18 protein-coding genes are annotated in these 21709 nt (G+C 73.4%); 12 read left to right on the top strand and 6 right to left on the bottom strand.

The genetic code is table 11. From position 1 onward, the window contains the following. Positions 1-66 precede the first annotated feature (66 nt). The 12 genes from BSL84_RS16280 (at position 67) to BSL84_RS16235 (ending at position 11390) form a co-directional block, all read left to right on the top strand. Positions 67-273 (top strand): LxmA leader domain family RiPP, encoded by a 207-nt coding sequence (locus BSL84_RS16280; protein WP_030025843.1) that lies wholly within the window; start codon positions 67-69, stop codon positions 271-273. Positions 274-340: 67 nt separating this feature from the next. Then, the gene (locus BSL84_RS36110; protein ID WP_158717266.1) at positions 341-511 is read left to right on the top strand and encodes an LxmA leader domain family RiPP; all 171 of its coding nucleotides are present in this window, start codon (positions 341-343) and stop codon (positions 509-511) included. A gap of 58 nt (positions 512-569) precedes the next feature. Next, entirely contained in the window at positions 570-740 is a 171-nt protein-coding gene (locus BSL84_RS36105) for an LxmA leader domain family RiPP (RefSeq protein ID WP_158879745.1), read from the top strand. Between the two features lie 174 nt (positions 741-914). Further along, positions 915-1964, top strand: coding sequence for a methyltransferase (locus tag BSL84_RS16275; protein WP_030025845.1), 1050 nt, complete (start codon positions 915-917; stop codon positions 1962-1964). Then, positions 1957-2844, top strand: coding sequence for an ABC transporter ATP-binding protein (locus BSL84_RS16270; protein ID WP_075970607.1), 888 nt, complete (start codon positions 1957-1959; stop codon positions 2842-2844). The genes BSL84_RS16275 and BSL84_RS16270 overlap by 8 nt, the downstream gene beginning before the upstream one ends. Further along, positions 2841-4064 (top strand): ABC transporter permease, encoded by a 1224-nt coding sequence (locus tag BSL84_RS16265; protein ID WP_030025848.1) that lies wholly within the window; start codon positions 2841-2843, stop codon positions 4062-4064. Before BSL84_RS16270 ends, BSL84_RS16265 begins: the two co-directional genes overlap by 4 nt. Further along, a complete protein-coding gene (locus BSL84_RS16260) occupies positions 4061-5896 on the top strand; it encodes an ABC transporter ATP-binding protein (protein WP_075970606.1) in 1836 nt (611 codons plus the stop codon). The genes BSL84_RS16265 and BSL84_RS16260 overlap by 4 nt, the downstream gene beginning before the upstream one ends. Then, positions 5893-6855: an LLM class flavin-dependent oxidoreductase gene (locus BSL84_RS16255; RefSeq protein ID WP_030025853.1), complete on the top strand. Its 963-nt coding sequence runs from the start codon at positions 5893-5895 to the stop codon at positions 6853-6855. The genes BSL84_RS16260 and BSL84_RS16255 overlap by 4 nt, the downstream gene beginning before the upstream one ends. Further along, positions 6852-7568 carry a flavoprotein gene (locus BSL84_RS16250; protein ID WP_234308289.1) on the top strand — a complete coding sequence of 239 codons (717 nt, stop codon included), beginning with the start codon at positions 6852-6854 and terminating at the stop codon, positions 7566-7568. The genes BSL84_RS16255 and BSL84_RS16250 overlap by 4 nt, the downstream gene beginning before the upstream one ends. Continuing rightward, on the top strand, positions 7565-8527 hold the full coding sequence (locus BSL84_RS16245) for a hypothetical protein (protein WP_075970605.1): 963 nt from the start codon (positions 7565-7567) through the stop codon (positions 8525-8527). Before BSL84_RS16250 ends, BSL84_RS16245 begins: the two co-directional genes overlap by 4 nt. Further along, entirely contained in the window at positions 8527-11061 is a 2535-nt protein-coding gene (locus BSL84_RS36100) for a M16 family metallopeptidase (protein WP_075970604.1), read from the top strand. Before BSL84_RS16245 ends, BSL84_RS36100 begins: the two co-directional genes overlap by 1 nt. Then, entirely contained in the window at positions 11058-11390 is a 333-nt protein-coding gene (locus BSL84_RS16235; RefSeq protein ID WP_030028050.1) for a hypothetical protein, read from the top strand. The genes BSL84_RS36100 and BSL84_RS16235 overlap by 4 nt, the downstream gene beginning before the upstream one ends. Positions 11391-11426: 36 nt before the next feature. Here the strand turns inward: BSL84_RS16235 and BSL84_RS16230 are convergent, their stop codons facing one another. The 6 genes from BSL84_RS16230 to BSL84_RS16205 form a co-directional block, all read right to left on the bottom strand. Next, the gene (locus BSL84_RS16230; RefSeq protein WP_052680418.1) at positions 11427-12389 is read right to left on the bottom strand and encodes a response regulator transcription factor; all 963 of its coding nucleotides are present in this window, start codon (positions 12387-12389) and stop codon (positions 11427-11429) included. A 313-nt stretch (positions 12390-12702) separates the two neighbouring features. Then, on the bottom strand, positions 12703-16791 hold the full coding sequence (locus tag BSL84_RS16225; RefSeq protein ID WP_075970603.1) for a non-ribosomal peptide synthetase: 4089 nt from the start codon (positions 16789-16791) through the stop codon (positions 12703-12705). 53 nt (positions 16792-16844) lie between these two features. After that, on the bottom strand, positions 16845-18167 hold the full coding sequence (locus BSL84_RS16220; protein WP_030028054.1) for an MFS transporter: 1323 nt from the start codon (positions 18165-18167) through the stop codon (positions 16845-16847). Between the two features lie 12 nt (positions 18168-18179). After that, positions 18180-19451: an aspartate kinase gene (locus tag BSL84_RS16215; protein WP_075970602.1), complete on the bottom strand. Its 1272-nt coding sequence runs from the start codon at positions 19449-19451 to the stop codon at positions 18180-18182. 63 nt (positions 19452-19514) lie between these two features. After that, positions 19515-20333 (bottom strand): homoserine O-acetyltransferase/O-succinyltransferase family protein, encoded by an 819-nt coding sequence (locus BSL84_RS16210; RefSeq protein ID WP_051873126.1) that lies wholly within the window; start codon positions 20331-20333, stop codon positions 19515-19517. Beyond that, positions 20330-21709 carry an aspartate aminotransferase family protein gene (locus BSL84_RS16205; RefSeq protein ID WP_037661377.1) on the bottom strand — a complete coding sequence of 460 codons (1380 nt, stop codon included), beginning with the start codon at positions 21707-21709 and terminating at the stop codon, positions 20330-20332. The genes BSL84_RS16210 and BSL84_RS16205 overlap by 4 nt, the downstream gene beginning before the upstream one ends.

Below are 21709 nucleotides of genomic sequence, written 5' to 3'. Positions count from 1 at the left end.
CACGTGCACCACGTACGGCACACCTCTCAGGTGCCCACCGGGCACCCTTCCACAAGGAGAAGAACCATGGACAACGCTTCGATGATGGACCTGGTCGCCGGCTACAACACCTACGCCGAGGCCTCGGAGCTGGGCATCCAGGCGGTCGCCGACGCCCCGGCCACCACCCCGGTCTGCGCCGCGACCGTCGCCGCGTCCGCGGTGTCCTCCGGCTGGTGCGCCTCGGCCGCCGCCTCCGCCGCCGGTGGCGCCACCTACAAGCTCGGCTGCTGATCCCCGCGGGATTCCCGCAGCCGCCGTCCTCCCGTACGCAACGAGCCGACGAAGGGAGGTGAACCACATGTCCCACGACCAGAACACCCTTGAGGAGCTGGTGACGGGTTACGAGTCCTATGCCGACGCCGACGAGATCGAGGTCGACGCGGTGACCGGCGCCCCGGCCACCACCCCGTTCTGCGGTGCCGCCGCGAGCTTCATGCTCAGCTACGTCACCACCAACGGACCCGGTTAAGCCGGAGCCTCACTCCAACTCATCATCCACACACACGATTTGAAGGGAGACGACCGCCATGAGAAACGACCAGAGCACGCTCGAAGACCTGGTGACGGGTTACGAGTCCTATGCCGACGCCGACGAGATCGAGGTCGATGCGGTGACCGGCGCCCCGGCCACCACCCCGTTCTGCGGCGCCGTGGCGAGCTTCGCGCTCAGCTACGTCACCACCAACGGGCCGGGCTAGAACGCCCGCGGCGGGTGCCCGACTCCGGGCACCCGCCGCCCCCCGGGGCGTCACGGCACCGCGCCCCGCCCCCGGGCCCCCGCGCCCCCACCTGACTTCCGGGCACCGTGCCCGCCCCACTTCCGGGCCCCGTGCCCATCGAACCCCTCACTCCACAACGGGAAGCCCAGGCGAATGACCGACAACAGCGCACACACCCAGACCCTCCTCGACATGTCCGACCTCCTCAAGCCCAACGCCGTCCGCGTGGCCGCCACCCTCGGCATCGCCGACCTGGTGGCTGAAGGAGGTGGCACTGCCGCGACGCTGGCCGAACGGGCCGGCGCGCACCCCGAGGTGTTCGCGAAGCTCCTGCGCTACCTCGTGGAACTGGGGCTGTTCACGGTCGACGCCGACGGCGTCCACGCCCTCACCGACCTCTCCCGCCCCCTGCTGCGCACCCATGAGCCGAGCCTGGCCCAGTACCTCAGCATGGAGGGCCTGTTCGGCCGTGTCTCCCTCGGACTGGTGGGCCTGCTGCACACCGTGCGGACCGGGGAGGCCTCCCACGCCGCCGTGTTCGGCCGCGACTACTGGGACGAGATCAACACCGACCCGGTCTACGTCAGAGCCCTGGAGGCGGAGGGGCCGACCGTGGCCGGCTGGGACGCCGACGCCGTCATCCGCGCGTACGACTGGTCGACGGTCCGCAGCGTCGCCGACGTCGGCGGCAACAACGGCACCCTGCTCATCGAGCTGCTGCGTGCCCACCCGCACCTGCGGGGCACCGTCATCGACCTGCCCAACGTCGCGGGGATCGCCGCCCGCCGCATCGAGGAGGCCGGCCTGGCCGACCGCGGCAGCGCCGTCGCCGCCAGCTTCTTCGAGGAACTGCCCAAGGGACACGACGTCTACCTGCTGTCGGGGATCCTCGCCGACTGGAGCGACGAGAAGTCCGTGGCCATCCTGCGCCGCGTCGCCGAGGCCGCCGGTCCCGACGGGCGGGTGCTCCTCGCCGAGATCAACCTGCCCGAGACGGGCACGGGCCTGGCCGCCGCCGACACCGCGCTGCGCGTCGCCGCCACCGTCCCGGTCCCCGCCCGGACCGTCGAGGCCGTCAAGGACCTGGCCGACCGGGCCGGTCTCACCCCGACCTGGCAGGGTCCGGTCACCCCGGTGCGGTCCGTCGTCGAGTTCTCCCCGGCCGTCGCCGGGGACCGCGTCCCGGAGGTGGCCGGTGCTTGAGTTCGACGCTCTCACCAAGGCGTTCGGCGACAAGAAGGTCCTGCGCGGACTGTCCTTCCAGGTCCGCCCCGGTGAGCTGTACGGGTTCTGCGGGGCCAACGGCGCCGGCAAGACCACCGCCATGCGCATCGCGCTCGGCATGCTGGCCGCCGACACCGGCGAGGTCCGCTTCGAGGGCCGCCCCGTCGACAGCGCCGGCCGCCGCCTCATCGGCTACATGCCCGAGGAGCGGGGCCTGTACGGCAAGATGCGTCCCCGCGACCAGCTCGTCTACTTCGCCCGGCTCAGCGGCATGGGGGCCCGCGAGGCCAAGGCCCGGGCCGACGAGTGGATCGAGCGCCTCGGGGTCAAGATGGGCCCCAAGGACGTGCTGGACAAGCTGTCGCTGGGCAATCAGCAGAAGGTCCAGCTGATCGCCGCCCTGATCCACCGCCCGGGCGTGCTGATCCTGGACGAGCCCTTCTCCGGCCTTGACCCGGTCGCCTCCGACGCGATGGCGCAGGCACTGACCGAGTTCACCCGCGACGGCGTGCCCGTCGTCTTCTCCAGCCACCAGCTCGACCTGGTGGAGCGGCTGTGCGACCGGGTGGGCATCGTCCGCGACGGCGCCCTGGTCGCCGAGGGGACGGTGGAGGAACTGCGCGGCAAGACCACCCGCCGCCTGGAGATCGCCCTGGAGGGCGCTCCGGCCGGGTGGGCGTCGGCCGTTGCCGGCACCCGCGTCGTCGAGGCGCGCCACGACCGCTACACGCTGGAGGTCGAGGAGCAGGTCTCCGTACGGGAGATCCTCTCGGCCGCCCAGACCCACGGCGACATCGTCCACTTCGCCTGGCGCGAGTCGTCCCTGACCGAAATCTTCCGCGAGGCGGTGGCAGCATGAACCGGAACACCCCGCACGGGCCGCTCACCCTCGTCGGCCTCGTCGCCTGGCGCGAGATCGTCACGCAGTTCCAGCGCAAGGAGCTGTGGGCCTCCCTCGTCATGATGATCCTGGTGTTCTGCGGTGCCCTCGGGCTGCAGAAGGTCTTCACCGGCGCCGCGGACCGTCCGGTCCTCGCCGTCGTCGGCGAACACCGGGACCTGACCGAATCGCTGCGCGCGCAGACCGCCGGGGCATCCGGCGACGGTGGCGCGCGCGGCGTGGAGGTCGTCTCCTACGAGAACGAGGCGGCCGCGGAGGCCGCCGTACGGGCGGAGAAGGCCGACGCCGCGCTGGTCGGCGAGGGCCGGGTCCTGGTCCGCGAGAAGCTCCCCGAGCCGCTGGCCGGCCCGCTGTACGAGGCCCACCGCACGGCGCAGACCACCGAACGGCTGCGGGACGGCGGACTGACCGACCCCGCGATCGCGCGGGCCCTGGCCGTACAGCCGCTGACCGTGTCCGCGCTCGACCCGGACGCGGACCGCAGGACCGAGCGGACCATGACCGCCGCGATCGGCGTGATGGCCCTGTTCTTCCTGACCTTCATGTTCGGCCAGGGCATCGCCCAGGGCGTCCTGGAGGAGAAGTCCAGCCGCATCGTGGAGGTGCTGCTGGCCAAGGTGCACGCCTGGCAGCTGCTGGCGGGCAAGGTGCTCGGCATCGGGCTCGTGGCGTTCGTGCAGATCAGCGCCATGGCGGCGGGCGGCGTCACGGTCGCCATCGCCGCCGACCTGGTGGACGCGCCGGCCGACGCGATCGGCACCAGCGTGTCCGTGGTGCTCTGGTTCATCCCCGGCTTCCTGGGATTCGCCGCCCTGTGGGCCGTCGCGGGGGCCCTGGCCTCCCGGGCCGAGGACCTCCAGCACGCGGCCGGCCCGGTCAGCATGCTCCAGACCTTGAGCCTGATGGCCGCGCTGGCGCCCTTCACCGGGATCAGCGACACCCTCACCCGGGTGCTGTCCCTGGTGCCGGGCCTGTCCTCGGCCGTCATGCCGGTCCGGATGGCGAGCGAGAACGTGCCGTGGTGGGAGGTCGCCCTGGCCGCCGTCCTGCTGCTCGGTTCGATCGCCGCGCTGCTGCGCGTCGGCGGCCGGATCTACATCGGTGGCCTGCTCCAGCACGGCGGCATCGTCAAGGCCCGGACCGCCCTGCGCAACGCCCGACTGGGGGGAATGTCATGACCGTCACCACCAAGACCGAGGCGTCCGCCGAACGCGCCGCCGACTCCTGGGACGGTGAGCTGCGCATCCTGCGCGAGCTGTTCCGGCCCGGCAACCGGCTCCAGATGGCCGTGATCGCCCTGCTCGCGGCGGTCTCCGCCGCCGCCACCCTCGCACTGCCGCTGGTCGTCGCCGAGCTGGTCCAGCAGGTCCAGCAGGGCCAGGGACTCACCCGGGCCGCCCTGCTGATGATCGGCACCGGACTGGGCTCCGCCCTGGCGGGCGCGCTCGCCGCGTTCCTGCTGTCCCGCCTCGGCGAGCAGCTGGTCCGCCGGCTGCGCATCACCACGATGCGGCGCGGCCTGGCCATGCGGCTGTCCGACGCCAAGGCGGTGGGCAGCGGCGACCTCGCCACCCGGCTGACCGCCGACGCCATGCAGCTCAAGGGCGCCATCAACATCGGGCCGATCCAGCTCCCGATGGCCGCGATCACCCTGCTCGGCACCATCGTCATCATGGGCGTCCTGGACTGGGTGCTGCTGCTGATCACCCTGGCCGGGTTCGTGTGCGCCCTGGCCTTCGTCGCCGTCGTGATCCGCGGGCTCCGGCGCACGTACCAGAACATGCAGGACGACATCGGCACGCTGACCCACCAGTTCATCACCGCGCTCGACGCCCTCGTCGTCATCAAGGCGTACCGGGCGGAGGAGCGGGTCGGCCGCACGCTGGACGGTCACGCACGGCGGCTGGAGAAGCTCGGCGTGGACGCGGCGCGCATGGAGTCGCTGGTCGTCCCCGTGATCAACCTGGGCCAGCAGATCGCCCTGCTGACCGTGCTGCTCGGCGGCGGCGCCCGGCTCGTCTCCGGTGACCTCGCCCTCCCCGACTTCGTCGCCTTCCTCCTCTACCTGCTCCAGCTGACCGCTCCCCTGATCATGGCGGCCTCCGGTGCCGCGCAGATCCAGGCCGGGCTCACCTCCCGGCAGCGGTTCAACGACGTCTTCGCCCTACCGGTGGAGGACCTGGCGCCCGCCGCGGCGGAGCCGGCCCGGACGGCGGGCGGCCGGAACACCCCCGGTCCGGCCCCCGCCGTCCGCTTCGAGGACGTGACCTTCGGCTATGGCGACGAACCCGTCCTGCGCGGCGTGGACTTCGAGGTGCCCGCCCAGGGTCTGACGGCCGTCGTCGGTCTCTCCGGCGCCGGCAAGTCCACCGCGCTGGCCCTCATCGAACGGTTCATGGAGCCGCAGTCGGGCCGTGTGCACCTGTTCGGCGAGGAGGCCGCGCGCCTGCCGCTGAACGAGCTGCGCGGCCGGATCGCCTTCGTCGACCAGGCGTTCACCCTGCTCGGCGACACCGTACGGGCCAACCTGAGCCTGGGCCTGGCCGCCGTACCGACCGACGAGGAGCTGTACGCGGCGCTCGCCGCGGTCGGCCTCGACACCTCCGTCCGGGCGCTGCCCGACGGCCTGGACACCGTCCTCGGCGGCGCCCACGACCTCTCCGGCGGGCAGCGCCAGCGGGTCGCCCTGGCCCGCGCGGTACTGGCGGAAGGGAGCCTGGTCCTCCTCGACGAGCCGTCCTCGCAGCTCGACAGCGTCAACGAGCAGCGGCTGCGGCAGATCGTCGACACCCTCGCCGAGGACCGGGCGGTCCTGGTGGTCGCGCACCGCCTGTCCACCGTCCGGCACGCCGCGAAGGTCGTCGTCATGGACCGCGGCCGGGTCATCGCCGAGGGCACGCACGACGAACTGCTCGACTCCAGCCCCGCCTACAGCGAACTGGTCAGTGCCCAGTTGCTCAGCGGCGCCGCCGCCCCGGCGGCCCGGTCCACGAAGGAAGTCACGGCATGACCAAGTACTCGATCATGATGCCGTTCATGCCGACCCGGCACGAGCAGGCGCTCCCGCTGGCCGCGCTGGTCGCCTCCGGCGCCGCGGACCGGCTGTGGCAGGGCCAGGCCCTGATGTCCGAGCCGTACCAGACCTTCACGTACGCGGCGGCCTCCGGATTCCGGATCCCGGTGGGCACGGCGGTCACGCTGATGCCCTTCCGACACCCGATCGAGGCCGCGCTCCAGGCCAAGTCCCTCGCGGTGACCACCGGCCACCCGGTGGTCGCGGGCATCGGACCGGGCGCGGCGATCCTCCAGAAGAACGTGCTGGGCGCGCCCTACCGCAGCCAGCTGGGCGCGGTGCGCGAGTACTTCACCATCATGGGCGGCCTGCTGGCCGGCCGCGAGGTCGAGCTGCGCGGCGAGTACTTCGACTGCCGCATCGGGCTGCCGTCCCTGCCGGGACCGCGCGTCGAGCTCGGCGCCGGCGTGCTGCGGCCGAAGATGGCCCGGCTGGCCGGCGAGGTGGCGGACGTGGCCATCACGTGGCTGACCCCGCCGAAGTACCTGCGGGACGTCATCGTTCCCGAGCTCCGGGCCGGGGCCGAGGCCGCGGGCCGGCCGATGCCGCGCCTGGTGGCGATGGTCCCGGTGGCGCTGACCGCGCCCGACCGGGACCCGGCGAAGCTGGTCCTGGCCGGCAACACCGGCCACCTCTCGATGCCGCACTACCAGGACATGCTGCGCCGCTCGGGCATCGACGTCGACCAGCCCGACCCGCTGTCCGTCGCGAAGGCCGTGATCGAGGGCGGCGCGTTCGTCCACGGCGACCTCGGCGAGGTGCGTGACCGGCTCGTGGAGTACGCGGCGGTGGGCGTCGACGAGATCGCGCTGAACCTGACCGGTGTGTGCCAGGTGGAGGGGCTGCCCTCCGCGCTGGCGGACCTGCAGGCGATGCTGCCGGAGCTGACGCGGTGAGCGCCGGTACGCAGGCCCCCGCGACCCCGGCGGCCCCGGCCCCGGAGACCGTTCCGGCGGCGGTCGCCGCGCAGGCCGCCCCCGGTTCCGTGGCCGCCGTACCGGCGCCCGCGCTGGGGATCTCGCGGCTGCTGCTCGTGGTGACCGGGGCCGTGGCAGCCGCCGAACTACCGTATTGGCTTGGCTGGTTGCGCAGCACGTACCCGTCCCTGGAGCTGCGGATCGGGGTGACCGCGAGCGCCGAGCGGTTCGTCAGCCGGGTCACGCTCGCCGGGCACAGCGGCGCCGAGGTCCTGCCGGACCGGTGGGCCGAGGACGAGGTGCACGCGCGGCACGTGCTGTGGACCGAGTGGGCCGAAGCCGTGGTCGTCGCCCCCGCCACCCTGCACTTCATGGCGCGCCTGGCCCTCGGGCTGGCCGACAGCCCCGCGCTGCTGGCCGCGCAGTGCACCACCGCCCCGGTGGTGCTGCTGCCCGCGCTGCCGCCGGGCGGGCTGCACAGCGCCGCCTACCGGGCCCACCACGCGGCGCTGGCCGCCCGTCCCAACGTGGCCGTGCTGCCGCCGCGTCCCGGGCTCTCCATGACCACGGGCCGCGAGGACGCCTGGGCGCCCGCGCCGCTGCCCGACGCGCTCGCGATGGTCGAGCAGCGCCGCCGCGAACTGGCCGCCGCCGGGTCCGTGCCCCTCCCGCCGCCGGCGAGCACGCTGTGACCGCCACCCCCACCGCCACCGCCGTCAAGGAGGCCGCCGAGGGCGTCGGCGGCGGTCCCGTCCGCTTCGGGACCGGGCTGCTGCGCACGACCGTCCACGGCGGCCTGTGGATCCGCGAGCCCGGACCGCTCGCCCCCGCCGGCTTCCACCCGCTGCCGACCCCGCTCCCCGAGACCCCCCCGACCCCGGGCGTGCGCCTGGTCCACGGGGAGGAGCTGCCCGGCGGCGCGCGCGCCTACCGCGGCCTGTCCGGGGACGAGTCCGTGGCCGGCCACCTGCTGCGGCACGGCCCGCACCCCGGGCTGCGCCCGGCCCTGCACGCCCTCGGCCGCGCCCTCGCCGCCCTGCACACCGCCCCGGTCCCGGTGCCCGTCCCGTCCGGCGTGCCGGCCCCGTCCACCGCCTCGCGCGGCTGGGCCCGGCTCGACGCGTGGCTCGCCGGCCGCGCGCCGGAGGTCTGGGCCGCGCAGGCCGCGTCCGTACTGCGCGAGCGGCTCGGCGCCGAGCGCTGGCACCGGCTGCGCGACTGGACCGCCGAACTCGCCGCCGACCCGGCCCTCGTCGTCTCCCACGGCGCGCCCGGCCTCGGCTCGCTCGTCGCCGCCGCCCCCGTGTCCGGCCCCGCCGCCGACGGCCCCGTGGAGCTGCTGGCCGGCGAGGACCTGTGCCTCGCCCCCTGGTACTCCGACGTGGGCTGGGCCGTCGGCGAGCTCACCGAGCTCGCCTGGCAGCTCTCCGGCGACAGCCGGGCCTGGCAGTCCCTCGTCGACGCCGTCGAGGAGGGGTACGGGCGCTCCCTCGGTCCGCTGCGGCCGCGGCTGGCGGCCCTGCGCATCGCCCTGCACCTGCACGACTACACCGCCTACGTCGGCTGGCAGCCGGAGACCGTCGAACGCTTCGCCGGCTTCCTCGGCTACCTCACCGGCTTCGGCGGTCCCACCGCACCAGGAGACCACTGATGCACCGGTTCACCCTGCCCAACGGGCTCCGGGTGCTGCTCGCCCCCTCCCACGGCCACCCCCGGGTGGCGGTGGCCGTGCACTACGGGGTCGGGTTCCGGTCCGAACCCCCCGGCCGCGAGGGCTTCGCGCACCTCTTCGAGCACCTCATGTTCCAGGGCAGCGCCCAGCTGGCCGGAGGCGAGTTCTACGACCGGATCCACCGGCTCGGCGGTTCCGCGAACGGCACCACGCACCAGGACTACACGGACTACTACCAGGCCGTGCCCGCCTCCGCCCTCGACGGGGCGCTGTTCGCCGAAGCCGACCGGATGCGGGCGCCGCTGTTCACCGAGGAGGCCCTCGCGGAGCAGCTTGAGGGCGTCGCCCTGGAGATCCGCGGGACGACCGTGGAGCGCCCGTACGGCGGCTTCCCCTGGCCGCTGCTGCCCTCTGTGCTCTACCGCTCGTACGCCAACGCGCACGACGGGTACGGGGACCCGGAGCGGCTGCGCAGCGCGACCGTCGCCGACTGCCGGGCCTTCTTCGCCGAGCACTACGCGCCCGGCAACGCCGTGCTGACGCTCGTCGGCGGGTTCGACGCGGCCGAGGCCCGCGCGCTGGTCGAGCGGTACTTCGGGGACATCCCGGGGCGGCCCGTGCCCACCCGCCCGGACCTGCGCGAGCGGGCGCCGGAAGCGGACCGGTGGGCGTACGGCACCGAACCGGGCGTGGCCGCGACCGCCGTGGCGCTCGGCTACCGGCTGCCGGACCCGGCCCGCGACCTGGCCGGGTACCTCGCGCACACCGTGCTGGCCCGGCTGCTGCGCGCCACCGGCGCGCGGGGCGGTGGCGGTCCCGTCGAGACGAGCTGCGGCTTCTTCGGGCCGCTCGACGCCCTGGCCCCCGAGACCCTGGTGGTCACCGGGCTGCTGCCGCCGGACACCGCGCCCGAACGGTTCGTGGAACGGGTCGACGCCGGGCTGGCGCACTGGGCGGAGCCGGGCGCGCCGGGCCACGGCGAGGCGGTCCGCACGGCCGTCCGCGACCTGGCCCTGGACCACGTGCGCCGCCACGACGACCTGCAGACCCGGGCCCGCGCGCTGGGCCGGCTGGAGCTGCTCTTCGGCCGCCCCGGACTCCTCGCCGAGCTGCCGGACCTGCTGGCCGACATCGGCCCCGCCGAAGTGGCCGGGGCGGCGCGGGCGTTGCGCGGGTCGGCGCGGGCCGTGCTGGTGCTGGCGCCGGGCCCGGAGCGCACCCGCCCGGCGCCGTACGAGGCCCCGGCCGCCCCGGTCGGATGCGCGGGCACCACCGGCGAGCCGGTGGTGCCCGCGTGGGCCGAGACGCACACCCCGGCCGGCACCCGCGTGGTCTGCTACCGGGACGAGCGGACCCCGCTCGCCGAGCTGCGGATCAAGGCGCCGCTCGGTCCGGACGGCTGGCGGGCCCCGGGTCGGATCCGGCGGCTGGCGTACGAGGCCCAGCTGCGGGCGGGCGCGGCCTGGCGGGCCACGGGACACTTCGGCACCGTCCAGGTGACCACGGACGACCAGTGGCTGGAAGTGAGCGGTCACGCGCCGGCCGAGCGGGCCGGGGACTGGCTGCGTACGGTCGTCGGGACGGTCCTGGCCCGCGGTACGGCCGCGGCGGGCGCGGCGAACGGGCCCGCGCACGCCGCGGTGTCGGCCGCTCCGGCCGCGACCGCGCTCCAGCGGGCCGCCGACGCCGCACTGCGCCTGCGGCTGCTCCCGGGGACCGGCGACGCCGCCGCACTGCCCGGACCCGCGGGCGCCGTGGTCGTGGTGACGGGCCCCGGCGACCCGGACGCCACGGCCGCCCTCGTGACCCGTACCCTCGCCGGGTGGAGCGCCGCCGATGCCGTCACCCCCGAGGGGGCGGCGCCGGGGCCCGCAGACGCCTACGGGGAGGACACCGTGCTGACCCTGCACCGGCCGGGTGCCGCCGAGGCGCACGTGACCCTCTGTGCGCCGGCAGCGATGAGCACCGCGACCGAGGCGGCGGACTACCTGGCCACGGCCGCGCTGGGTGGCTGGTTCGGCTCCCGGCTGGCCGTCGACCGCACCCCCGGCCTGACCGTGATCACCGGCCGCGACATGGTCGCGGCGGGCCACCGCGCCTACCTGCGGGCCTGGCACGAAGGGCCGTACCGGCCGCATACGGTCGGGGAGTTGCGCGAGCGGGTGCGCCGGCTGGCGCGCGAGCCGTTCACGGCGGCCGAGACGGACGCCACGCGGATCTTCTGCGCGGGTCAGGTGCTGAGCGTGTTCGACGCACAGGAGACCCTTGCGGACATGCTCTGTCAGACCGCCGCCTACGGGCACGACGCGACCTGGCTCATGCGCCTGCCCCGGGCGTTGCGCGAGGCCCCGTTCGCCGATGTCTCCCGAGCCGCCGTACGGATGTTCGCGGAGCGCCCGCTGACGGCCCTGGCCGTGCGGACGGACGCGGTGGACCTGACGGAGACGGCTGACACGGCGGGCACGGACACGGACGAGGCGGCGCGGGTCCTGCCGGACGGGCGGGCGGCATGACAGACGGCTCTCACGAGCCCGCGCCGCGGGACACCGGTGCGCTGACCTTCCTGCGCGTCCTTGTGATGCCGTCCCCGGCGGCGGCGTCCGTGTCGGCCCACGGGCGGCCCGGTGCGCCGGAGACGACGGCGGTGCGGGTGTCGTCCCTCCTGCCGTCGGGATGGCGCGGAACGGTGCAGTTCTTCCAGGTCGGCTTCTCGCTGGCGGTCGTCCTGCCGGAGGCGATGGCCGCCGAGGCCGTCACCGAGGAGCTGCGGAGGCTGTGGCAGGACCCGGGGCTGGCCGGCTGGGAGTGGCTGCTCGACCCCGAGGACACCCCGGCCCGCTGACGCGGCCGGGGGTCCGGGCCCGGGATCCGGTGCTGGTCAGATCCAGCCGCGGTCGCGGGCCAGCAGCGCCGCCTGGAAGCGGTTGGCCGCGTCCAGGCGGCCCATGAGCGCGGCCACGTACTTGCGGTAGGTGCGGACGGAGACGCCGACCTCGCGCGCGCCGATCTCGTCCTTGTCGACCATCTGCATGGTGGCCAGGATCTGCCTTTCCAGCTCGGACAGTCCGCCCTCGGGGCCCTCGCCCTCCGCAGGGCTGCCGACGACCTCGTGGAGTTCGCGGCTCTCGGCCCAGATCCGGTCGAAGAGCGCGATCATGCCGCCGACGAGGCCCGGCTCGCGGACGGCCACCGCGCCCAGGGTCGAGTCGTTCGGGTCGATGGGCGCCAGTGCGGTCTGCCGGTCGAAGATCAGCAGCCGTTCGGCGGTCCGCTCCACGACCCGGATCCGTACCCCCTTGGTGGTCAGTTCCTGCAGGTAGGTGGCGGTGGCCAGGTCGGCGACGGCGCCGCTCTCCACGATGGTGCGCATCGCGACCCCGCGCCGCAGCAGCTGCTCGGTGAGCGGCCGGGCGGCGTCGATGTTGTCCTTCGTCATCGGGCCGCCCGGCTGGGTGGCGAGCAGTTCGGTCCGACAGAAGAACGACAACTCGTCGAGTTTCTCCCGGACTTTGACCAGGCCTTCGAGCCGTTCGATGAGTGGCGCGTCGGACTGGGAGTCGCCGTACGGTCCCCCGTTCTCGAATTCCTGTTCGCGCAGCAGGGATTCGAGCAGGTCCCGGGTCTCCGAGACGTGCCGCATTTCTTCGTGGAGGGCCTTGAGCCGCCGCTCGACGAGCCGGGCGACGACCGTGCTCGGCGCGACCGGCCGGTAGGCCTCCGTCCCGTCGGCGGTGGCCATGCCCATGGCCACGAGGGTGTTCAACACGGATTCCACGGCCTCGGTGTCGTCACAGCCGAGGTGGACCGCCAGGGTGTGGGGCGTGGCGCGTGTACAGCGCAACAGGCCTCTGTATGCCTGCTCTTGCTTTTCCTCTACTCCGAGCCGACCCAAATGGTGATGCACGTGATCCCCCCGCATCGCTTTCACCTGGGCTTCTGGTCAAGCCCAAGCAAAATCGGATGATAGTGCGGTGATCGTTCCACGGCTACGCTTTCGGCTTTCGGCCAGCCTTTTCACGCCACGGTCCCGCCCATCCGAACCGGGCCCCGGGGCTTCTGCCTTTTCGTTTCGCACAGGGGAAACCCCGGGCGGCAGTGGCCGGCCCGGGGTCTGTGGGGTCCGGGGCGCGGTCGGGCCGCGCCCCGGGACGGGGTCAGGCTTCGTCCGCCGTGCGGAGGGCCTGCGCCGCCTGCTGGACGCCGGGGGCGCGCAGGAAGGTGTAGTGGTCGCCGGGGACGCGGACGGTACGGATGCCCGTGCCGAGGAGGGCGGTCCACTGGGCCGACAGGTCCGGGGACTGCTCGGCGGAGACCACGACGACCGGGGCCGCCACGGGCTCCGGGCGGTGGCCCCCGATCAGGGTGATGTGGGCCTTGAACACCTGGAACCTGCGGTTGATGTCCTCCTGGACCTCCTCGGTGTCGCCCGTGCCGCCGGTCAGCTTCTCGCCGAACCAGCGCAGCTGCTCGGCCACCGGAGTGGTCTGCGGGTCGGGCAGCTCGCCCGCGTCGGGGCCGAGGGCGCGGGCGCCGTCCAGGACGAACTGGGCCGCGAAGGCCTGCTCGCCGACCCCGGAGACGTCCTCCGCGGAGAAGGGGGTGTCCAGCAGGCCGACCAGGGCCACCTCGGCGCCCGACGCCTCCAGGCGGCGGGCGATCTGGAGGGCCAGGAGGCCGCCCATCGACCATCCGGCCAAACGGTACGGGCCGGAGGGCTGGGCCTGGCGGATGGCCTCGGTGTACGCGTCGGCCATCTCCCCCAGGTCGCGCAGCGGCTCGCTGCCGGCCCGCAGGCCCGCGGCCTGCACGCCGAGCACCCGGTAGCGGTCCTGGAGCTCCTGCATCAGAGCGAAGTACGGGTACACGGTGCCGCCGACGGCGTGGACGAGGAACAGCGGGTCGCCGTCGGTGCGCTCCGACAGGGGCACGATGGTGTCCGAACCGGCCGCGACGGCGCCGGTGTTCGAGGCGGCCGGGCCGGCCGTCTCCTCCAGGGCTTCGAGGTCGTCCAGCTCGTCCAGCGGGGCGTCCTCCAGCCCGTGCTTGGCGACGAGGGCCGCGGCGAGCCGGGCCGGCGTGGGCGCGAGGAAGATCGCGGTCACGTCCGTGTCGACGCCGAGGTCCTTGCGCAGGCGGGTGATGACCTGCATCGCCTGGAGGGAGTTGCCGCCCATCTCGAAGAAGTTGTCCTCGATGCCCACCCGCGGGAGCTTGAGCACGTCGGAGACCATGTCGGCCAGGACCGTCTCCAGGATGGTGCGCGGTGCGACGTAGTCGCCCGCGTCCCCGGCGCTGTCCGGCTCGGGCAGGGCGGCGCGGTCCACCTTGCCGTTCGCGTTGAGCGGGAAGGTGTCGAGGATGATCAGGTGCGCGGGGACCATGAAGGCGGGAAGCGCCTCGCCCAGGTGCGCACGGAGGTCGCCGACGGTGACGGCGGGCGCGTCCGGGTTGGTGCGGGCGTAGCCGATGAGGTTCTTCTGGCCGGCCTGGTCCTCGCCGACGATGATGATGGCCTGGGCGACGGACGGGTGGGCGGCGAGCACGGCCTCGATCTCGCCGAGCTCCACGCGCAGGCCGCGGATCTTGACCTGGTGGTCGAGCCGGCCGAGGTACTGCAGGTTGCCGTCCGGGAGGCGGCGGGCCAGGTCGCCGGTCTTGTACATGCGGGCGTCCGGGGCGTCGCTGAACGGGTCCGTGACGAAGCGCTCGGCGGTCAGCTCGGGCCGGCCGAGGTAGCCGCGGGTGACGCTGGCGCCGCCGATGTGGAGTTCGCCCGCGACGCCGACCGGTACCGGGTTGAGGTGCTTGTCCAGCACGTACGCCGTGTAGTTCGTCAGGGGCAGGCCGATCGGCGGCGGGTCGATGCCGTCGTCCTGGCACCGGGCCATGGTCGAGCCGACCGTGGTCTCGGTGGGGCCGTAGCCGTTGATGAAGCGCATGCCGGGGCGCGCCCAGTTGCGGACCAGCTCGGAGGAGAAGGCCTCGCCGCCGGCGATGACGACGCGCAGGCTCGGGAACTGCTCCTCGGCCAGCAGGTTCAGCACGGCCGGGGGCAGGCACATGAAGGTGATGCCCTCGCCGCGGATCAGGTCGGCCAGTCGCGGCGGGGAGAGCAGGGTCTGCGTGCTGCCGAGGACGAGGGTGGAACCGGACAGCAGCGCGCCGAAGATGTCCAGGACGGACACGTCGAAGTTGAGTGAGGCGAACTGCAGGATCCGGTCGCCCGGGCCCAGCGGCCAGAACTCGATCTCGGCGTAGCAGAAGTTGACGGCGTTGCGGTGCTCGACGACCACGCCCTTGGGGCGGCCGGTGGAGCCCGAGGTGTAGATGACGTAGGCGACGTTCGACGGGCTCGCGAGGGCTTCGAGGGGGCTGTCGTCCAGGGCGGTGAGCTCGGTCCAGGAGCGGTCCAGGTCCAGCACCGTGACGTCGTCGGTCGGTACGGCGGAGGCGCTGGCCTCGTCGGTGAGGACGACGGTCATCTTGGCGTCCTCGACCATGAAGGCCAGGCGGTCGGCGGGGTATTCCGGGTCCAGCGGCACGTAGCCGCCGCCGGCCTTGAGGATGCCCATGATGCCGACGATGCGGCGCACGGTGCGCTGCATGCTGACGCCGACGAGCGCCTCCGGGCCGACGCCGAGCTCGCGCAGCCGCCGCGCGACCTGGTTGGCGCGGGCGTCGAGCTGGGCGTAGGTCAGGCCCTCGCCGTCGAGCTCGACGGCCATGACGTCGGGGTGCGCCGCGACCTTGGCCTCGAAGGCCTGGTGGAGGTTCCAGTCGGGGAAGTCGGCCTTGTCGCTGTTCCAGGCGACGAGCTCCTGGTGCAGCTCCGCCTCGGTCATGATCGGGAGCTGCGAGATGCGGGCGTCGGGGTCGGCGAGGAGGCCGTCGAGCAGCGTCTCGAAGTGGCCGAGCAGGCGCTGCGCGGTGGCAGCGTCGTACAGGGCGGTGGCGTAGCTGAGGTTCAGCCCCAGCCGGCCGCCGCTCTCGACGGCGGATACCAGCAGGTCGAACTTGGCGGCCTCGGCCGGGAGTTCTTCGGAGGCCCAGGTCATGCCGCCGGGCCGCAGGTCACGCTTCTGGTCGTCGGAGAGCATGAAGCCGACCTGGAAGACGGGGGAGCGCGAGGGGTCCCGGGGTGCCTTGGCGGCCTCCACGATCTTCGCGAAGGGCAGGTCCTGGTGGCCGAAGGCGCCCAGGGTGGCGGTCTTGGTGCGTTCCAGGACCTCGCGGAAGGTGGGGTCGCCGGACAGGTCGACGCGGACCGGCAGGGTGTTGATCAGGTAGCCGATCACCGGCTGGAGCTCGGGGCGGCTGCGGTTGGCGCTGACGGTGCCGACGACGATGTCGTCCTGGCCGCTGTAGCGGTGGAGCAGGACGTGGTAGGCGGCCATCAGGGTCATGAAGAGGGTGGCGCCCTCGTCGCGTCCCAGCGCGGTGAGCCGGGTCAGGATCTTGTCGCCGAGGTCCTTGGACTCGGTCGTGCCCTGGTACGTCTGGACCAGCGGTCGGGGCCGGTCGGTCGGCAGCTGGAGTACGGGCGCGCCCTGGAGGTTCTCGCTCCAGTACTCGGTGAGCTCCTTCAGCGTCTCGCCCTGGAGCCGGTCGCGCTCCCAGACGGCGAAGTCGGCGAACTGGACGGGCAGCTCGGGGAGCTGCGCGGCCGTCCCGGCGACGGCGGCGGCGTACGACTCGGACAGCTCCGCCAGGAGGACGGGGAACGAGGAGCCGTCGAAGACGGTGTGGTGGACGGTTATCAGCAGGACGTGGTGCTCGTCGGAGAGCTGCTGCAGCAGGACGCGGAACAGGGGGCCGCGCTCCAGCTCGAACGGGCGGGCCGTCTCCTTCTGCGCCGCCGCGCGCCAGGCTTCCTCTACCTCGTCCGCGGCGACGTGCCGCTGGTCCACGAAGGCCAGCTCGACGGGCCCGGCCGGGTCGATCACCTGGACGGGTGCGCCGTCCACGGTGACCAGGCGGGTGCGCAGGGCCTCGTGGCGGGCGACGAGGGCGTCCAGCGCCGCACCGAGGGCGGCGCGGTCGAGGGCGCCGGTCATGCGTACGGCGCCGGCGATGGTGTAGGTGGATTCCCCGGGGGCCAGCTGGTCGATGAACCACAGCTGCTCCTGTCCGTAGGAGAGCGGCAGGTCCTGCAGCGCGGGCGAGCGGCGGGGGATCGAGGCGATCGGGGGGGCCGTGCGACGCAGCCTGGCGGTCAGCGCGGCCCGCTGGGAATCGGTCAACATGACTGGGTGGTCCTTCTTTCGGGCGGTGGGTTGGAGCGGCGTGCGGGGCGCGGTCACGACTCGGCCGCGCGTGACGGCGCGACGCTTGCGGGCTGGTCCGTGTCGACGGGGCCCTCGGGCATCTCCCGCAGCCGGTAGACGGGCGAGAAGGTGATCCAGACGGCCGGCAGGGCGATGCCCGCGACGCCGACGGCGAGGGCGGTGCGCAGGCCGAAGACGGAGGCCAGCGAGCCTGCCAGCAGTGCGCCGAGCGGGATCGTGCCGTAGAGGATGAGCCGGTAGCTGGCGTTCATCCGCCCCAGCAGGCGGGCCGGTGTGACGGTCTGGCGCAGGGTGAGCGAGTTGACGTTGAAGACGGCCAGGTTGAATCCGTGGACGGCGAGCGTCGCGCCGAGGACGACCAGGGAGAACAGGCCGGTGCCGCCGGGTACGAGCAGCAGTACGGGCGACAGGCAGGCCAGCAGCGTGACCAGGCGCAGCGCCGGGCCGAAGCCGAGGCGCTTGCTGATGCGTCCGGAGAACGTCGCGCCGAGCAGCGCGCCGACGGAGCCGGCGCCGACGACCAGGCCGAGCTGGAAGGGGCTCAGTTCCAGGGTCCTGACCGCGTAGACCAGGAAGACGGTCGTCATGACGTTCTCGAACAGGTTGAACACCGCGGACTGGGTCGCCAGGTGCCGCAGGATGCGGCTGCCGACGACCGTGCGCAGGCCCTCGACGATGTCGGCGCGTACCGACTTCGCCTCGGCGGGCCGTTCCGGTTCGGCTTCCGCCCTGCGGATCCACCACAGGGCGACGGCCGATGCCAGGTAGGTGGCGGCGCCCACGGTCAGCGCGACGGGCGCGGTCAGCGCGCCGACCAGGAAGCCGGCCAGCCCGGGGCCGGCGATGCCGGCCACCGAGTAGCTGGCCGTCATCTTGCTGTTGGCGTCCGCCAGGTCGTCCTTGTCGACGAGTCCCGGGATGTAGGAGAGGATCCCCACGTCGAAGAGGACCGTCGCCACGCCGGCCAGGAACCCGACGGCGTAGAGCCACGGGAGCGAGAGCACGCCGAGCAGGTGGGCCACCGGCAACGCGCCGATCAGCAGCACCCGGACCGCGTCGGCCGCGATCAGGGTCGGCTTCCTGCGCCGCCGGTCGAACCAGACTCCGGCCAGCAGGGTCACCAGGACGTACGGTGCGAACCTGGCGACGTTGAGCAGGCCGATCTGGAACGCGCTGGCGTTCAGGGTGATGACCGCCGCCAGCGGCAGCGCGATGTCGGTCACCTGCGAGCCGACGAGGGAGACCGTCTGCCCGCTCCAGAGTTTGACGAAGTCCCGGTTGGCGAGGACGCCGCGTCGGCCCGCGGTGTCCTCACGCCCCTGCGTGCTGGTCATGCTCTCGCCTCCTCAGTTGGCTCGTCCCGCGCCGACGGGCTGCGGGGCGGCAGCGTCGGTGTGCAGGCCGAAGGCGCTGTGCAGGACCCGGGCGGCCTCGTCGACGGCGCCGGAGGCGACGTGGCAGGAGACCCGGCTGGGGGTGCTGGTGACCAACACCGGCCTGATGCCGGTGCTTTCCAGGGATTCCAGGATCCGCAGGGTGACCTCGGAGCGGTTGCCGCAGGCGTCCCCGGCGACGCTCACACTGCCCAGCTCCTCGTCGTGGACGGCGACGGCGGCACCGATGTCGCCGAGGGCGGCGATGACCGACTGCGGTTCGGCTCCCGGCGAGGTGAAGCGGAGTTCGCCCGGGCTGCCGATGATGGAACCGACCGGCAGGCCGTGGCCCGCGAGGGCCGCCGACACCTGGGCGGGTGTCAGGCCGTCGACCTGGTAGAGCGGGTCGTGCCGGCGGTGGGCGACACCGGTGATCCGGGCCGTCTCGAACATGTCGTGCTCCTCCCTGACTTCTGTGATCCACGTGCCGGGTTCGCCGGTGAACGAGGACCGGACGTGGATGGCGACACCGTGCGCGGCGGCGAGCTCCACGGCCCGGGGCTGCATGACCTGCGCGCCGGCCTCGGCCAGTTGGAGCATCGCCTCGTGGCTGAGCCGGTCCAGGCGCCGCGCGTCGGGGACGACCCGGGGGTCGGCGGTGAAGACCCCCGGGACGTCGGTCCAGATGTCGCATGCGGGCAGTCCCAGCGCGGCCGCCACGGCGATGGCCGAGGCGTCCGAGCCGCCGCGGCCCAGGGTGGTGACGTCACCGTCGTCGGTGACGCCCTGGTAGCCGGTGACCAGGACGATCAGGCCCTGCTCCAGGGCCGCCACGATCCGGGCCGGGTCGATCGACCGCATACGGGCGTTGCCGTGCGCGGTGTCGGTCAGGACTCCGGCCTGCCGGCCGTTGAGGGAGACGGCGCGCTCGCCGAGTTCGTGTACGGCGATCGCGGCGAGCGCGCACGACATGGACTCGCCGGTCGCCAGGAGCGCGTCGAGCTCCCGGGCGTCGGGCTGTGTCGTGAGACCGTTCGCCATCTCCAGCAGGTCGTCGGTGGTGTCCGACATCGCGGACAGGACCGCGACGACGTCCGCCCCGGCGCGCCTGGCGTCCACCAGCCGCTGGGCGACCCGGCGCAGCCGGTCCATGTCGCCGACCGAGGAGCCGCCGAACTTCCACACCACCGGGCGCAGCGGGCGGCCGGACGGGCCCCCCGCGGGCGCGGCCGCGGAAGCGGGCACGGACGCGGGTGAGGCGGGTGGGGGTGACGCGGGTGGCACAGCTGACACTGGTCCTCCCCGTCCCTAGCGCGCGGCCGACTGGTCGCCGACCAGCCGGACCCAGCTGGCGAAGAACGCCAGGCTGTGGCTGCGCCACAGCCGCAGCGGCTGGTCGAGGTCGACGCCGACCGGTGCCCGTACGCCCGCCACCTGCTGGTCCACGTCCCGGCGGTACTCCTCCGCCAGCCGCGACCCGTAGTACTCGGGGTGGCCGGTGTGCATGAGGACGGAGTGGTCGTAGGACTCGGCGATGACGGTGCCGGCGCCCTCGGCCCGGGCCAGGGCGCGGACGGTGGTGCTGGCGTCCAGCGCCTTGTCGTCGAAGCCGGCGAAGCGGCTGTGCGTCGACCAGAAGCGGTCGTCGAGGGACGAGGCGATGGGACCGTCCTGCGCCAGCAGCTCGGTCTCGTACATGCCGGAGATCTTGGCGCTGTAGATGTCCTTGGGCAGCCCGTAGACCAGGTGGCCCACGCCCATCGCGCCCCAGCACAGGCCGAGCAGCGGTGATCCCTGCGCGTGGACGTCCTGCACCATGTCGTTCAGCTCGTCCATGAACCGCACCTCCTCGAAGGGGAGGTGCTCCACCGCGGCACCGCTGACGATCAGGCCGTCCAGCGGTGCGTCGGCGGTCGCTTCCTTGTAGGTGCGGTACGTCGCGGCGATGCGGGCCGGGTCGTCCAGGTGGTAGCGGCGGGAGGAGATCCGGATCCACTGGAGTTCGAAGGGGCCGGCCAGGGAAAGCTGCGGCATCAGCCAGTTCTCGTACTGCTCCGCGTTCGGCATCAGGTTGACGATGCCGATGCGCGGCAGCCGGCCGGGGCGTCCGGACACGATCGTGCTCATCGGCCGGCCTCCGCGGCGAGTTCCGCCTCCAGCGTGGTGAGGGCGTCGCGCAGGATCGCCACGGCCTCGTCGGCGACCTCCACGGTGATGTTCAGCGGCGGCAGCAGCCGCACCACGCTGTCGCCCCGGCCGCCGAGCTCGACGATCAGGCCCCGGCGCAGCGCCTCCTGCTGGAACCGGGCGGCGACCTCGGTGGCGTCGGCCGTCGGTGCGGCGGCCATCTCCATGCCGAGCATCAGGCCCAGGCCGCGTACGTCGGAGACCAGCGGGCTGTCGCCGAGCACGTTCAGCTCGCCGAGCAGGTGGTCGCCGATCTTGCGGACGTGGGCGAGCAGGTCCTCGCGCTCGACGACGTCGAGGAAGGCGTTGGCGCTGGCGAAGGCGAGGTTGTTGCCGCGGAAGGTGCCGATGTGGCTGCCCGGCGTCCAGGTGTCCAGGTGCCGGCGGTAGAGGATGGCCGCGACGGGCAGCCCCATTCCGGACAGGCCCTTGGAGGCGACGACGACGTCGGGGGTGATGCCGTACTGCTCGAAGGCGAACCAGGTTCCGGTACGGCCGCAGCCGGTCTGGACCTCGTCCACGATCAGGGGGATGCCGAGCTCGCGGGCGGTGTCGGCGACCCGGTGGACGAACTCGCGGCGGGCCGGGATGGCGCCGCCCTCGCCCTGGACCAGCTCCATGATGATCGCGGCCGGCAGCTGCACCCCGCCGTGGGTGTCGGTGAGCGTGTTCACCAGGACGTCGGCGCAGTTGGTGCTGCAGCTCTGCGGAGCGAGGCCGACCGGGCAGCGGTGGCAGTAGGAGTACGGGGTGAAGTGGATGCCCGGCAGCAGGTTGTGCAGGCCGGTCTTGGGCGCGTGCTCCGAGGTGAGGGACATGGCCCCCTGGGTGGAGCCGTGGTAGGCGCCCTGGAAGACGACGACCTGGCCGCGGCCGGTGGATTTTTTGCACAGTTTGATCGCGGCCTCGACCGCGTCCGAGCCGGTGGGCCCGCAGAAGTGCATCTTGTAGTCGTCCCGGATGTGCTCCGGGAGCATCCCGATCTGGCGGCGTTTGAACTCGTCGCGCACCGGGGTCGGGAAGTCCAGGCCGTGCGTCAGCTTCGGCAGCTGGGCGGTGACGGCCGCGACCAGCTCGGGGTGGTTGTGGCCCAGGGCGAGGACGCCCGCGCCGGAGAGGAAGTCGATGTAGCGGCGGCCGTCGACGTCGGTGATGTGGGACCCGGACGCCTCGGCTATCGCGACGGGTATCCGGCGCGGGTAGGTGCGGGCGTTGGACTCGGTGGCCGCCTGGCTGTCGAGCAGCACGCGTCCGTTGGGTCCGGGCTGGGTGAGGTCGACCGCCGGTCTCGGCGAAGTCGCTTCGAGCGTCTGCAT

Origin of the sequence: Streptomyces sp. TN58, assembly GCF_001941845.1 — a bacterium.
GTDB lineage: Bacteria > Actinomycetota > Actinomycetes > Streptomycetales > Streptomycetaceae > Streptomyces.
This window is presented reverse-complemented; position numbering and strand designations above follow the sequence as displayed.

What these genes read in the sequence shown, in the direction of transcription:
- BSL84_RS16280 (WP_030025843.1), top strand. Translation starts at nt 67, where the DNA reads ATGGACAACGCTTCGATGATGGACCTGGTCGCCGGCTACAACACCTAC.
- BSL84_RS36110 (WP_158717266.1), top strand. Translation starts at nt 341, where the DNA reads ATGTCCCACGACCAGAACACCCTTGAGGAGCTGGTGACGGGTTACGAG.
- BSL84_RS36105 (WP_158879745.1), top strand. Translation starts at nt 570, where the DNA reads ATGAGAAACGACCAGAGCACGCTCGAAGACCTGGTGACGGGTTACGAG.
- BSL84_RS16275 (WP_030025845.1), top strand. Translation starts at nt 915, where the DNA reads ATGACCGACAACAGCGCACACACCCAGACCCTCCTCGACATGTCCGAC.
- BSL84_RS16265 (WP_030025848.1), top strand. Translation starts at nt 2,841, where the DNA reads ATGAACCGGAACACCCCGCACGGGCCGCTCACCCTCGTCGGCCTCGTC.
- BSL84_RS16260 (WP_075970606.1), top strand. Translation starts at nt 4,061, where the DNA reads ATGACCGTCACCACCAAGACCGAGGCGTCCGCCGAACGCGCCGCCGAC.
- BSL84_RS16255 (WP_030025853.1), top strand. Translation starts at nt 5,893, where the DNA reads ATGACCAAGTACTCGATCATGATGCCGTTCATGCCGACCCGGCACGAG.
- BSL84_RS36100 (WP_075970604.1), top strand. Translation starts at nt 8,527, where the DNA reads ATGCACCGGTTCACCCTGCCCAACGGGCTCCGGGTGCTGCTCGCCCCC.
- BSL84_RS16235 (WP_030028050.1), top strand. Translation starts at nt 11,058, where the DNA reads ATGACAGACGGCTCTCACGAGCCCGCGCCGCGGGACACCGGTGCGCTG.
- BSL84_RS16225 (WP_075970603.1), bottom strand. Translation starts at nt 16,791, where the DNA reads ATGTTGACCGATTCCCAGCGGGCCGCGCTGACCGCCAGGCTGCGTCGC.
- BSL84_RS16220 (WP_030028054.1), bottom strand. Translation starts at nt 18,167, where the DNA reads ATGACCAGCACGCAGGGGCGTGAGGACACCGCGGGCCGACGCGGCGTC.
- BSL84_RS16210 (WP_051873126.1), bottom strand. Translation starts at nt 20,333, where the DNA reads ATGAGCACGATCGTGTCCGGACGCCCCGGCCGGCTGCCGCGCATCGGC.
- BSL84_RS16205 (WP_037661377.1), bottom strand. Translation starts at nt 21,709, where the DNA reads ATGCAGACGCTCGAAGCGACTTCGCCGAGACCGGCGGTCGACCTCACC.